We start from the raw sequence: 13574 nt of genomic DNA on the forward strand, positions 1-13574 counted from the left end.
AATTACTTATTCAACCGTAATTCTAACATCATTTATCACAGGAATTGTATCTACTTCTTTAAAATAATCAATAAGAATATTTCGTAGTTTATAGTCTAAATCAAATTTCTGAACCCCTTTTTTAAAGAAATTCATATTGTCACCACCATTAGACAAATAATCATTGGTTCCTACGTAATAAATAGTCTCTTTTTGAACAGGTTTCCCTTGTACTAATATGTTTTTTGGAAGATTATTTTTGTCAATGGTAAAAGTTATTCCAGCGAGAGGATGTGGTTTTTTTTCGGCGATAAAATAATCGACCATTTCAAGAATTTGCTCTCCTTTTAAAGCAATTACAACCAAACTATTTTCAAAAGGCATAATTTCAAAAGCCGTTCGTGCTGTTACATTTCCTTTTGGAAGTATGGAACGAATTCCCCCGCTATTGAGTAAGCAAATATCAATGTTCTTTTTTTCTCTCGCTTGAAACACAGTGTTTCCTTTCATTAAAGTAACATCAGCCATCAAATTACCAATTGTAGTTTGCCATTTCCCAGTGCTTTTGTCTAATGTTTCCGGACAATACGCTAGAACGCTGTCTAAATCTTTATTGATGTGTTCTCTGTAAGGTTTGATAAAATTTTCAATTTGAGGGACTTGAATTTCCTTTTCGGTGATTGGAATTCGTTTGCCTTCTATCTTAGTAACGTAGTAATTTTGTTTGCTGCAGGAAGCAACAAAAAAAAATGTTAAGAATATAACAAAAAGTTTAGAAACATCGTTATACTTTTTTAGATTTACCATTTTAAATGCGACTTAATTAATTAATTTTGTAATCAAGTAAAAGTAATATGTTTTTGAATTATATAAAGGATTTTTTTGTAAAAAAAACATTAAAAAAAAGCTTTCAAAATTTAAAAAATATTGAGTCAGTTAATGTTGTAAAAACAATTGGTTTACTGGTTGATGCCACTCGTTTTGCTGAAACGGAATTATTAATTCAACAGCTCATAGCAAACGGAATTGCACCAGAAAATATAACAACAATTGTATACAGAGATAAACTTAAAAAAACAGTAGAGCGAACATATCCTGTATTTAATTCAGGAGATTTAAATTGGAATGGAGAAATTTCTTCTTCGGAAGTAAATGATTTTGTCACTGAAAAATTTGATTTGTTAATCAGTTATTACGACATAGAAAAAGCAATTTTATTAAAAATCACTCATATTTCAAAAGCGCAATTTAAAGTTGGTTTTTCATCAATAGACAAAAGACTAAATCATTTTATGATTAAAACAGATGTCGATAATTATACACTTTTTGTAAGTGAGCTATTCAAATATTTAAAAATATTAAACAAAATATAAATCTAATATGCAATCATTAATAGGTACTGGTGTTGCTCTTGTAACCCCGTTTAAAGAAGATTTTTCAATTGACACCGAAGCATTAAAAAGAATTGTGAATTTTTCAATCGACGGAGGAATTGAATATCTTGTAGTCTTGGGTACAACTGCCGAAAATGCAACATTGTCTTCAGAAGAAAAAGAATTAGTTATTAGTACCGTAATCGAAGCTAATAATGGAAGTTTGCCATTGGTGCTTGGAGTAGGAGGAAACAATACTTTAAGAGTAGTAGAAGAGTTGAAAACAAGAGATTTGTCTGCATTTACAGCAATATTATCGGTTTCTCCGTATTATAATAAACCTACACAAGAAGGTATTTACCAGCATTTTAAAGCTGTAGCCGAAGCATCACCAATTCCAGTTATTTTATATAATGTTCCAGGAAGAACAGCCAGCAATATGTTGCCTTCAACCGTTATCCGTTTGGCTAATGATTTTGAAAATGTCGTAGCCATAAAAGAAGCTGCCGGTGATATTGTTCAAGCGATGCAATTGCTGAAAGATAAACCAAAAGATTTTCTGGTAATTTCAGGAGATGATATGATCGCTTTGCCAATGGTTTTAGCAGGAGGATCAGGCGTTATATCTGTAATTGGACAAGGTTTTCCTAAAGAATTTTCTGAAATGATTCGATTAGGATTGAATCGTAAAGTGGACGAAGCATTCAAATCACAATACCTTTTAGCAGATTGTATTGATATGATTTTTGAACAAGGAAATCCAGCAGGAATCAAACAAGTGTTTCTATCACTGGGAATTTCAGAAAACACAGTACGTTTACCATTAGTAAAAGTAGATGATTCATTAGCAGAAAGAATTGATCAATTTGTCAAAAAAGTCAATAAACAAGGATAAAAAAAGAGTCTTTTTTTAAACAAAAAATATATTTTGAAGTCGCTAAATTAATAACTAAATTTGCCACCGAAACTTCGGTATGATTTTATGGGTTGTTTCAACCAAGAAATCATAAAAAAAGTAAAAAAATGAAAAAAATAATATCTCTATTGCTTCTTGTAGCTTTATTCAGTTCTTGTAGTGAATACCAAAAAGCATTAAAAACCGAAGATGTCGCTGTTAAATTTGAAATGGCCACTAAATTATACGACGCAGAGAAATATTCTAAAGCGATTCGTATTTTTGAACAAATTGCTCCAGCGTACAGAGGGAAACCTCAAGCTGAAAAATTGTTTTATATGTTTGCTCAATCGTATTACAAAACAAAACAATATTACTTGGCAGGATATCAATTTGAGAGTTTTGTTTCAGGATATCCAAAAAGTGAAAAACTGGAAGAAGCAGCTTATTTGGGAGCAAAAAGCTATTCTATGTTATCGCCAGTTTACAGTTTAGATCAAACGGATACTACTAAAGCATTAGATAAGTTACAAACATTTATTGATAATAATCCTAATTCTCAGTACTTGGCAGAAGCAAATGCAACTGTAAAAGTTTTGAGCGAGAAAATAGAACAAAAGGTTTTCGAGAATGCTAAAGGATACAATACGATTTCGGATTATAAATCAGCAATTGTTGCTTTAGACAATTTTGTAGCAGATTATCCGGGAACTCCATTCAAAGAAGATGCTTTATATTACAAGTTAGATTCAGCCTATCAATTGGCAATTAATAGTATTCCATCAAAAATGGAAGACCGATTAAATGTTGCAAAAGCCGCTCAATTGAACTTGATTAAATTTAAAGCGGATACTAAATACAAGCAAGTAGCAAACGAAATGTTAGCTCGAATAGACAAAGATTTACAACAATTTAATAAATAAAGTCATGGATTTAAAGAAGACGAATGCTCCAGTAAATACAATAACATACAACAAAACTGTTATTGAAGAACCTACTGGTAATGTGTATGAAGCGATAACCATTATGGCTAAAAGAGCAAACCAAATTAATTCTGAAATTAAAAAAGAATTGACTGAGAAATTGGAAGAATTTGCTACATATAATGACAGTCTTGAAGAAGTTTTTGAAAACAAAGAGCAAATTGAGGTTTCAAAATTTTACGAAAAACTACCTAAGCCACACGCTTTAGCAGTTCAAGAATGGTTAGACGGAAAAATCTACCACAGAGATTCAAATAAATAATAGTTACTATGTCAGTTTTAAGCGGTAAGAAAATTCTACTTGGAGTTTCTGGTGGAATTGCAGCCTATAAAACAGCCACATTAGTACGACTTTTCATAAAAGCAGGTGCACATGTCCAAGTGATAATGACACCTGCTTCTAAGGATTTTGTAACTCCTCTTACGTTATCTACGTTATCCAAAAATCCTGTTCATTCCAGTTTTTATAATCAAGACGACGAGAACGAAAAATGGAATAATCATGTTGAATTAGCGCTTTGGGCTGATTTGATGGTTATTGCTCCAGCAACTGCAAATACTTTGTCTAAAATGACAAATGGTACTTGTGATAATCTTCTGATTGCGGCTTATTTATCAGCAAAATGTCCAGTATATTTTGCTCCTGCAATGGATTTAGACATGTACAAACATCCTTCTACTATTGCTAATTTTTCTTCTCTGACTCAGTTTGGTAATGTCATGATTCCTGCTGAAAGCGGTGAATTGGCAAGCGGATTATCCGGTGAAGGAAGAATGGCGGAACCTGAAAACATTATCGCTTTTCTGGAAGCAGATTTAAACAGTAAATTGCCTCTTAAAGGAAAAAAAATATTAATTACTGCCGGTCCCACATACGAAGCAATAGATCCTGTGCGTTTTATAGGAAATCATTCTTCGGGAAAAATGGGTTTTGATATAGCGATTAGCGCTGCAAATCTGGGTGCTTCGGTGATTTTGGTTTCGGGACCTACAAATTGTAAAGTTTCAAATCCATTGATCAATGTGATTAATGTTGTGTCTGCAGAAGAAATGTATGTGGCTTGTCATCAGTTTTATGCTGATGTGGATGTTGCGATTGCAGCTGCGGCCGTTGCAGATTACAAACCCAAGAATGTTGCGCATCAAAAAATAAAAAAAGCGGCTGATGATTTTACAATAGAACTCGAAAAAACGAAGGATATTTTAGCTTCTTTGGGGGAACAAAAGAAAAATCAGTTTTTGATAGGTTTTGCTTTAGAAACAGAAAATGAAATTGAAAATGCAATCTTGAAAATTCAGAAAAAAAACTTAGATTTGATTGTTTTAAATTCGCTTCAAGATCAAGGTGCTGGTTTTGGTAAAGCAACGAATAAAGTTACCTTTATTGATAAGTATTTCAATATTGAACCAATGGAATTGAAATCGAAAGAAGCTGTTGCTGATGATATTCTAGAAAAGGTGAAAGTACATTTTATGAAATAGGGTAACGGATTTGTAATACAAATGCAATTTTTGAATTATTGTTAACCGTTAAGAAACAATACAAATCTACAGATGAATAAAATAATTATTTTTTTTCTGCTTTTTACTTTTGGGCTTACACAAGCGCAACAATTAAACTGTACGGTAACGGTTGATTCACAAAAATTAAGTGTTACAAATCAGCAGGTTTTTAAAACATTGCAAACTTCTATAAGTGAGTTTGTAAATAAAACGGATTGGACTGGACAAGCTGTAAAGCAGAATGAAAAAATTAATTGTTCGATGTATATTACTGTTTCTTCAAACAATTCCGACCAATTTACTGCAACTATTCAAGTGCAATCTTCAAGACCTATTTTTAATTCCTCTTATTCCTCTCCAGTATTAAATTATAACGATAAAGACTTTAATTTTAGATATACTGAGTTTGAAAATCTAATTTTTAACCCAACTACATTCGATTCTAATTTAGTTTCAGTTTTGGCTTTTTACAGTTATATGATTTTAGGAATGGATGCAGATACTTTTGTTTCTGAATCGGGAAATTCTTATTTTGAAACAGCTCAAAACATTTCAAATGTCGCTCAACAAGGCGGTTCTAAAGGATGGAGTCAAGCTGATGGAAACCAAAATCGCTACTTTTTGATAAATGATATTTTATCCCCGGCATTCAAACAAATACGTCAAACCATGCTTGATTATCATACTGGTTTAGATGTAATGAACCAGGATTTAAAAGCATCTAAAGAAAAAATAAAAGGATCATTAATCGATTTGACTAAATTAAATGCTTCCAGACCTAATGCATTTTTAACCCGCGTTTTTTTCGATGCTAAATCAGATGAAATAGTTTCTATATTTTCTGGCGGACCAAGTATTACAATCTCAGATTTAGTCGATAATCTGAATAAAATTTCTCCTTTGAATTCAAGTAAATGGATGCTGATGAAATATTAATTGATTTTCAATTTTTAGTTTCATTCAGCCTCACATCACAAAACAATATAGTAAATGATAACGTCACTTTCGATAAAAAACTATGCCTTAATAGAAAAATTGTCTATTGATTTTTCAAAAGGATTTTCAATAATTACAGGAGAAACCGGAGCTGGAAAATCGATAATATTAGGCGCAATAGGTTTGGTTTTAGGAAAAAGAGCCGACTTAACTTCTTTGAAAAATAAAGAAGAAAAGTGTGTCATTGAAGCCCATTTCGAAATTTCTAAATATAATTTGCTTCCCTTTTTTGAAGAAAATGATTTAGATTATGAAAATGATACCATAATTAGAAGAGAAATTCTTCCTTCGGGAAAATCCAGGGCTTTTATAAATGATAGTCCTGTGAATCTTCAGGAATTGCAGGAATTGAGCTTGTTCTTGATTGATATTCATTCGCAACAGCAAACCCAAGAACTTTCGGATGAAACTGTACAGTTCGAAATTATTGATGCAATTGCCAATAATAAAGAAACAATTCTGGAATATCAATCTCTATTAAAAAGTTATAAATCGGATAAATCCAAATTAAATTCGCTGTTGAAAAGACAAAGCGAATCTAAGAAAGAGCAAGAATACAATACTTTTTTATTGGATGAATTAGTTGCGGCTCAATTGAAAGCTGGTGAACAAGAATCTCTTGAGGCTGATTTTGAGAAGTTGAATAATGTTGAGATTATAAAAGAATCTATTGATAAATCTTTGGCTATCGCCAATGAAGAGCAAATAGGTGTCATGCATAATTTGAATGAAATTAAGGCTTCATTGCAAAGAATTGCATCTTTTTCGACGGAATATCATTCTTTGTTAGAGAGAATTTCAAGCTTAACAATTGAGTTTGATGATATTTCAGATGAAATGAATCGCTGTTCAGAGAAACTGATTAATGATCCGGAGCAATTGGATTTAATCAGTCAAAAATTGCAAGTGATTTTTAATTTGCAAAAGAAACATCAGGTTTCCTCTGTGGAGGAATTACTGGAAATTCAAGCTAATCTGGAAAATTCAGTTTTAGCATTAGGCAATATGGAAGAAGAAATTGCGGCACTGACGATTTCTATCGAACAAAAAACAGTTGAATTAGATGCTTTTTCGACTATAATTCATACGAATAGATTAGATTCGATTCCAGTTTTATCTCAAAAGTTGATTACCATTTTAGAAACTTTGGGAATGCCAAATGTTCGCTTTAATATTGATATTACTACTACTGAAACTTATTTTCAAAATGGAAAAGATGAGCTTCAGTTTTTATTCTCGGCCAATAAAGGAACTGATTTTGGTTTATTGAAAAAAGTGGCTTCCGGTGGAGAAATGTCAAGGATTATGCTTGCTGTTAAGGCGATATTGGCACAATATTCAAAATTACCAACCTTAATTTTTGATGAAATTGATACTGGTGTTTCCGGAGAAATCGCCATTAGGATGGGGGAAATCATGAAAGAGATGAGTCAGGAAATGCAAATTTTTGCCATTACCCATTTACCTCAAATTGCAGCAAAAGGAAATGCACATTTCAAAGTGTTTAAATCAACTGTTGGCGAAGACACACTGTCTGAATTGAAGTTGTTAAATGGAGAGGAAAGACTGGTTGAAATTGCTCAAATGTTATCTGGAACTGTTGTTTCTGATTCGGCCTTAAATCATGCTAAAGCCTTGCTGAACTAATTTTTTACTTTATATTTGTTTCCTTTAAAAGCAAGTCTTTTGTAGCAGCAATAAAACGATTACACGAATAAATAAAAAACGAATAACCAAGAATATGATTATAGAACCTAGAATGAGAGGATTTATTTGTACGACATCTCACCCAAAAGGATGCGAACAAAATGTTAAAAATCAAATAGAATATATTAAATCAAAAGGACCTATAAACGGGGCTAAAAAAGTATTGGTAATTGGAGCTTCAACCGGATTTGGTTTGGCTTCAAGAATTACAAGTGCTTTTGGTTCTGATGCAGGAACTATTGGTGTATTTTTTGAAAAACCTCCAACAGAAGGTAAAACAGCTTCTCCAGGTTGGTATAATTCTGCAGCTTTTGAAACTGAAGCGCATAAAGCGGGTTTATATGCAAAAAGTATCAATGGAGATGCGTTTTCAAATGAAGTAAAGCAACAAACTTTAGATCTTATAAAAGCTGATTTAGGGCAAGTAGACTTAGTAATCTACAGTTTGGCTTCTCCTGTTCGTATGCATCCGGTTACTGGAGTTTTGCATCGCTCAGTATTGAAACCTATCGGAGGAACTTTTACCAATAAAACAGTTGATTTCCATTCTGGTAAAGTTTCAGAAATTTCAATTGAGCCTTGTAGTGGTGACGATATTGAAAATACTATTGCCGTAATGGGTGGTGAAGATTGGGCGATGTGGATTGATGCTTTAAAAGCTCAAAATCTACTGGCTCCAGGGGCTACAACTGTTGCTTATTCTTATATTGGGCCATCATTGACTGAAGCCGTTTATAGAAAAGGTACAATTGGTCGTGCTAAAGATCATCTTGAAGCGACAGCATTTGCTATCACTGACAGTTTAGCTGCTATTGATGGTAAAGCATTCGTTTCGGTAAATAAAGCATTGGTTACACAAGCAAGTTCGGCCATTCCGGTTATTCCATTGTATATTTCTTTGTTGTATAAAATAATGAAAGAAGAAGGAATTCACGAAGGTTGTATCGAACAAATTCAACGTTTGTATCAAGAAAGATTATATACTGGAAATGAAGTTCCGGTTGATGAAAAAGGAAGAATCCGTATTGACGATTTAGAAATGCGTCCTGATGTTCAAGAGAGAGTAGCTAAATTATGGATTGAAGCTGTAACTGAAAATTTATCTGAAATAGGAGATTTAGAAGGATACAGAAAAGATTTTTACAATCTATTTGGCTTTGACGTTGCAGGAGTAGATTATAAAGCAGATGCTAACGAACTGGTAAACATCGAAAGTATTGCTTAATCCCAATTACTAAATTAAATATTTATAAAACCATCAATTAATAGTTGATGGTTTTTTTATGGATAAAGATTATATTTGTTAAAATTTTTTGAGCCTAAAAAAAGATCTTTAATACCACAGTCATAATTTATGTTATTTTCCCTAATTATACCAGTTTACAATCGCCCGGATGAAGTTGATGAACTTTTAGAGAGCTTGTCTCATTCAACGTTTAACGAAATTTTTGAAATTGTTCTTATTGAAGATGGCTCTTCCATAGTGTGCAAAGATGTAGCTCAAAAATATGGTGACAGATTGGATATTTCATACTACTACAAAGAAAATTCTGGACCTGGGGATTCCAGAAATTACGGAATGAAAAAAGCCAGAGGTGATTATTTTATCATTTTCGATTCGGATTGTATTATTCCAAAAGAATATTTATCAGAGGTTGATAAAGCTTTAAAACAGAATTATGTAGATTGTTTTGGTGGGCCAGATAAGGCTTTAGACAGTTTTTCGGATATACAAAAAGCAATTAATTTTGCGATGACTTCTTTTTTGACCACGGGAGGAATCAGAGGTGGTTCTGAAAAAATAGATAAGTTTCAGCCTAGAAGTTTTAATATGGGATTGTCTCGCAAAGCTTTTGAAGCATCAAAAGGTTTCGGAAATATTCATCCCGGTGAAGATCCAGATTTGTCAATTCGACTGTGGAATTTAGGTTTTGAGACTAAACTGTTTCCTAATGCATTTGTATATCACAAGAGAAGAATTGATTGGGATAAGTTTTCGACTCAAGTAAACAAATTTGGAAAAGCACGACCAATTCTAAATAGTTGGTATCCTAAATACAATAAGCTTACTTTTTTCTTTCCTTCGGTATTTATAATTGGATTTTTTATTTCCTTTTTATTGATGTTAATTTTTAATTTTGATTTACTGCTTCAATTGTATTTTGCTTACTTTTTGGTACTGTTTTTGGTGTCTTCTTATCAAAATAAGAGCTTAAAAATAGGGTATTTATCATTGATAGCTGTTTGGAAACAATTTTACGGTTACGGAACTGGTTTTATTGTATCCTTTTTTAAAATTATCATTTTGAAGCAAAAACCTCAAGAAGCTTTCCCTGAATTATTTTTCAAAGTTTAATATGACAAAAATAATTGGTTTAACTGGCGGTATCGGAAGTGGGAAAACCACCATTGCAAATTATTTTAAATCATTTGGCATTCCAGTGTACATTGCTGATGACGAAGCCAGAAAAATAATGCAATCTGTAGAGATTATAAGCGCTATTAAAAACGTATTTGGGGATGAAGTCTTTGAAAATGAGAAGTTGAACAGAGAAGAATTAGCCAAAATTGTTTTTAATAACCCCGAAAAATTAGAAAAACTTAACAATATTGTTCATCCTGCTGTAAAAAAACATTTTGAGCAATGGCTTTTACAACATACTGCAGCTCCTTATGTTATTTACGAAGCTGCAATTTTATTTGAAAGTGGAAGTTATAAAAACTGCGATTTGATTATAACTGTCACAGCGCCAATAGAATCAAGGATTCAGAGAGTTGTTGAACGTGATAAAACGACACGCGAACTTGTTTTGAAAAGAATAAATGCACAATGGACTGATGAACAACGCATCTCAAAAAGCGATTTCATCATAGAAAATACTTCTATGGAAACTACAAAATTAGAAGTTGTTAAAATTCTTAAAATTTTAAAGATTAAACAAAATGTGGTATAGGTGTTAATGTTTGGTTAATCTATTATTTAATATATTGTTAAAATACTAAATTTGTTTCGATGAATAAACTTTTTTTTAGATTACTTGTTTTATTGATGAGCCTTTCCTTAATAGGGATAATTCTTGTTCAAGTGTATTGGTTTAATACCTCATTCAAAAACAATGATGAGCAGTTTAAATTCCATGTTAAGCAAGTAATTGGTAATGTGGCAGATAAGATTCAAAAGCAAGAAACATATAGTTTTTATGATAAAATAAATCATTATAAAGACAGCACCGGAAAAGTGCCTGAAAAGGATGATATATTAGAGTTTTATTATGTTCAAAAAAATCCAAGAACAAATAAAACAATTATATATTCTAACAGTATAATTTCTGAAGATTATAATATTTCACCAACGTTCTTTGATAAAAAATTTGATAGTGAAAAATTTAAAAGCTTTAGTTCCAAAAGGGTAACTGAAGTTTATAACAATAATTCGATGGATAAATCAGGAGTGAGTCAAAGTTTGATTCCTGATGTTAGAATTGAAAAATCAGGTAACCTTGATATTTTGGATGACGCTCTTTTTGAAATTTCTGCGAAGGATGTTCTATCGGCAATGCCGCTCGAAGAACGCGTTACCAGTGATGTTTTACAGAAACTGATTAAAAAAGAATTAGGAGAATATGGTATTGAAACAAGATTTGAGTTTGGTATTTACAGCAATAATTTAGCAACCAAAATTAAATCAAATGCCTTTAAATATGATAAAGAAGCTACGTATTCAATTCCTATTTTTACAGATAATGAAGGAAATAGTAAATACCAATTGCTGGTTACATTTCCTCTCAAAAAGAAATTTTTATTGTCAGAACTCGTTAGTATAACAGTTCTTTCTATTGTTTTTACGCTGATTATTTTAATTGCGTATACAAGTGCATTGAATCAATTGATTCGTCAACGTCAAATTTCTGAAATCAAAAATGATTTCATTAATAATATGACACATGAATTTAAAACGCCAATTGCAACTATCAATTTAGCTTTGGATGCGATTAGAAATCCAAAAATAATAGATGACAAAGAAAAGGTTTTGCGATACCTTCAAATGATTAAGGATGAAAATAAACGCATGCATGCACAAGTAGAAAATGTGCTTCGAATTTCTAAATTAGAAAAGAAAGAATTAGATATTACTAAGGAATCAAATAATATTCATGAAATTATTGAAGATGCAATAGATCATGTGAATTTGATTTTAGAAGACAGGCAAGGAACAATTACCTGCCATTTTAAAGCCATTAGAACCACAGTTTTAATCAATGATGTTCATTTTACCAATGTCATTGTGAATATTTTAGAAAACGCGATAAAATACTCGCCTAATGTTCCTGAAATTGAAATTTTCACTGAAAATATCAAAGATATGGTCATTATTAAAGTGAAAGATAGTGGTCTGGGAATGAGTAAAATAGCTCAAAAAAGAATTTTCGAAAAATTCTATAGAGAACATACTGGAGACATTCATAATGTTAAAGGACACGGGTTAGGATTAGCTTACGTAAAAAGAATTGTTGACGACCATAACGGTCAAGTATATGTTGAAAGTGAAAAGGGAAAAGGGAGTACCTTCATAATAAAATTACCATTAATAAATTAGAATATGGAAAATGTAAATAAAAAAATACTTCTAGTCGAAGATGACCTTAATTTTGGTGCAGTTTTAAAAGATTATTTAATGCTAAATGATTTTGATGTTACTTTAGCCAAAAATGGAATGGAAGGATTCGAAAAATTCAAAAAGGATACTTATGATTTATGTATTCTGGATGTAATGATGCCTTACAAAGATGGTTATACTTTGGCAAAAGAAATCAGAGAAAAAAATAATGAAGTGCCAATTATATTCTTGACAGCTAAATCTATGAAAGAAGATGTGTTGAAAGGGTATAAAGCAGGTGCTGACGATTACTTGAATAAACCTTTTGATTCTGAAGTATTGTTGATGAAAATCAAGGCAATAATCCAAAGAAAATCATCTGATACTAAAGCAGAACAAGTACAATTTGAATTTAATATTGGTAAATTTCATTTGAATTCAAAACTTCGTTTTTTAACTTTTAATAATGATGAACCAATAAAATTATCTCCAAAAGAAAATGAATTATTGAAAATGTTGATTCTTCACGAAAATGACTTGATGCCAAGAGAATTGGCCTTGACAAAAATTTGGAGAGATGATAACTATTTCACTTCAAGAAGTATGGATGTGTACATCGCTAAGTTGAGAAAATATTTGAAACTTGATGAAGATGTTGAAATTTTAAACATCCACGGAGAAGGATTCAGATTAGTTGTTAAGAATAAAGTAGCAGAATAAATAGATATAAGCCTCAAGAAATTGAGGCTTTTTTTTGGAGCGACAGGACGTTTTTATTTCCAGTTCAATTGTAAAGCAAAACTCGTCTTATCATCTTTTGTAATGCTAAAAACTGTTTCGCTCTCAGAAATACTTTCATGAATAATCACTTTATCTTTTAGTGATAATTCCTTTAAGAAATTCATCTCAAAACTTTTAATTTTTTGTTTCAAGATTAATTGTTCATCAACCAAATCCAAGCACCATTCCAGATATTTGACATTATTGACATGATTCACAATGTCTAAATCAGATAAAAACACACTTTTTTCGAAAACTATTTCTTTCTCATGATTGAAATTGATTTTAGAAAAACCCTCTAGCGTAGCTCTTTTTTCGGGATATAATTCAAAATGTTCAAACGGCAAAGCCAATCCTTCCGGACGACGTTTTTTAGTGTTAAATACAGCCCAGAAAGTCTCAGAACCTACAATTTTTTCTCCATTTACATGCATTTCTAGCGCTCGTACTGAACGGGAGTTTTCCAAGGAATTGATCCAGGTTTTTACGGTTACAGTATCTCCCCATTTTGGTAATTTAGTGATTTCAACACGCATTCTGCTCAAAACCCATGCTTGGTCAAACTCCTGCATATCAGTAAAACTAATGCCGCCAGTTTCTGAATGTGTAGCAGCAGTTAACTGCAAGATATTACACAAATCAGTGTATTTTAAAAATCCATTTGGCGCGCATTGTGTAAAATTGATTTCCCAATCTTTGCTTAAAACTGAAGTGAAATTTGGAGAGATAGGCATATAAATAATTATGAATTATGAATTATG

At 31.7% G+C, this 13574-nt stretch carries 14 protein-coding genes; 12 read left to right on the forward strand and 2 right to left on the reverse strand.

All coding sequences use genetic code 11. From position 1 onward, the window contains the following. Nucleotides 1–6: 6 nt before the first annotated feature. A complete protein-coding gene (locus tag CLV00_RS10155) occupies nt 7–786 on the reverse strand; it encodes a 5'-nucleotidase C-terminal domain-containing protein (RefSeq protein WP_099715095.1) in 780 nt (259 codons plus the stop codon). 47 nt (nt 787–833) lie between these two features. Between CLV00_RS10155 and CLV00_RS10160 the strand changes: the two genes are divergently transcribed. The 12 genes from CLV00_RS10160 to CLV00_RS10215 all read left to right on the forward strand — a co-directional run bounded on the left by CLV00_RS10160 (nt 834) and on the right by CLV00_RS10215 (nt 12753). Further along, complete coding sequence (locus tag CLV00_RS10160; protein ID WP_099715096.1) at nt 834–1352, forward strand: hypothetical protein; 519 nt, start codon at nt 834–836, stop codon at nt 1350–1352. A gap of 7 nt (nt 1353–1359) precedes the next feature. After that, nucleotides 1360–2247, forward strand: a complete 888-nt coding sequence (gene dapA / locus CLV00_RS10165) for a 4-hydroxy-tetrahydrodipicolinate synthase (RefSeq protein ID WP_099715097.1) — start codon at nt 1360–1362, stop codon at nt 2245–2247. A 128-nt stretch (nt 2248–2375) separates the two neighbouring features. After that, a complete protein-coding gene (locus CLV00_RS10170) occupies nt 2376–3170 on the forward strand; it encodes an outer membrane protein assembly factor BamD (protein WP_099716309.1) in 795 nt (264 codons plus the stop codon). A 4-nt stretch (nt 3171–3174) separates the two neighbouring features. Continuing rightward, complete coding sequence (locus CLV00_RS10175) at nt 3175–3492, forward strand: DNA-directed RNA polymerase subunit omega (RefSeq protein WP_026709525.1); 318 nt, start codon at nt 3175–3177, stop codon at nt 3490–3492. 8 nt (nt 3493–3500) lie between these two features. Beyond that, the gene (gene coaBC, locus CLV00_RS10180) at nt 3501–4712 is read left to right on the forward strand and encodes a bifunctional phosphopantothenoylcysteine decarboxylase/phosphopantothenate--cysteine ligase CoaBC (RefSeq protein WP_099715098.1); all 1212 of its coding nucleotides are present in this window, start codon (nt 3501–3503) and stop codon (nt 4710–4712) included. A gap of 72 nt (nt 4713–4784) precedes the next feature. Next, on the forward strand, nt 4785–5669 hold the full coding sequence (locus CLV00_RS10185; protein WP_099715099.1) for a DUF4835 family protein: 885 nt from the start codon (nt 4785–4787) through the stop codon (nt 5667–5669). 54 nt (nt 5670–5723) lie between these two features. Beyond that, on the forward strand, nt 5724–7376 hold the full coding sequence (gene recN / locus CLV00_RS10190) for a DNA repair protein RecN (protein ID WP_099715100.1): 1653 nt from the start codon (nt 5724–5726) through the stop codon (nt 7374–7376). 94 nt (nt 7377–7470) lie between these two features. Then, nucleotides 7471–8661 (forward strand): enoyl-ACP reductase FabV, encoded by a 1191-nt coding sequence (gene fabV, locus CLV00_RS10195; RefSeq protein ID WP_099715101.1) that lies wholly within the window; start codon nt 7471–7473, stop codon nt 8659–8661. A gap of 129 nt (nt 8662–8790) precedes the next feature. Further along, a complete protein-coding gene (locus CLV00_RS10200; RefSeq protein WP_099715102.1) occupies nt 8791–9792 on the forward strand; it encodes a glycosyltransferase family 2 protein in 1002 nt (333 codons plus the stop codon). 1 nt (nt 9793) lies between these two features. Beyond that, nucleotides 9794–10390, forward strand: coding sequence for a dephospho-CoA kinase (gene coaE, locus CLV00_RS10205; protein ID WP_099715103.1), 597 nt, complete (start codon nt 9794–9796; stop codon nt 10388–10390). 59 nt (nt 10391–10449) lie between these two features. Then, on the forward strand, nt 10450–12033 hold the full coding sequence (locus CLV00_RS10210; protein WP_099715104.1) for a sensor histidine kinase KdpD: 1584 nt from the start codon (nt 10450–10452) through the stop codon (nt 12031–12033). A 3-nt stretch (nt 12034–12036) separates the two neighbouring features. Next, complete coding sequence (locus CLV00_RS10215) at nt 12037–12753, forward strand: response regulator transcription factor (RefSeq protein ID WP_099715105.1); 717 nt, start codon at nt 12037–12039, stop codon at nt 12751–12753. A 53-nt stretch (nt 12754–12806) separates the two neighbouring features. Here the strand turns inward: CLV00_RS10215 and CLV00_RS10220 are convergent, their stop codons facing one another. Continuing rightward, nucleotides 12807–13547, reverse strand: a complete 741-nt coding sequence (locus CLV00_RS10220; protein WP_099715106.1) for an acyl-[acyl-carrier-protein] thioesterase — start codon at nt 13545–13547, stop codon at nt 12807–12809. Nucleotides 13548–13574: the final 27 nt, after the last annotated feature.

The organism is Flavobacterium sp. 11, assembly GCF_002754315.1.
In the GTDB taxonomy this organism is placed as follows: Bacteria; Bacteroidota; Bacteroidia; order Flavobacteriales; family Flavobacteriaceae; genus Flavobacterium; species Flavobacterium algoritolerans.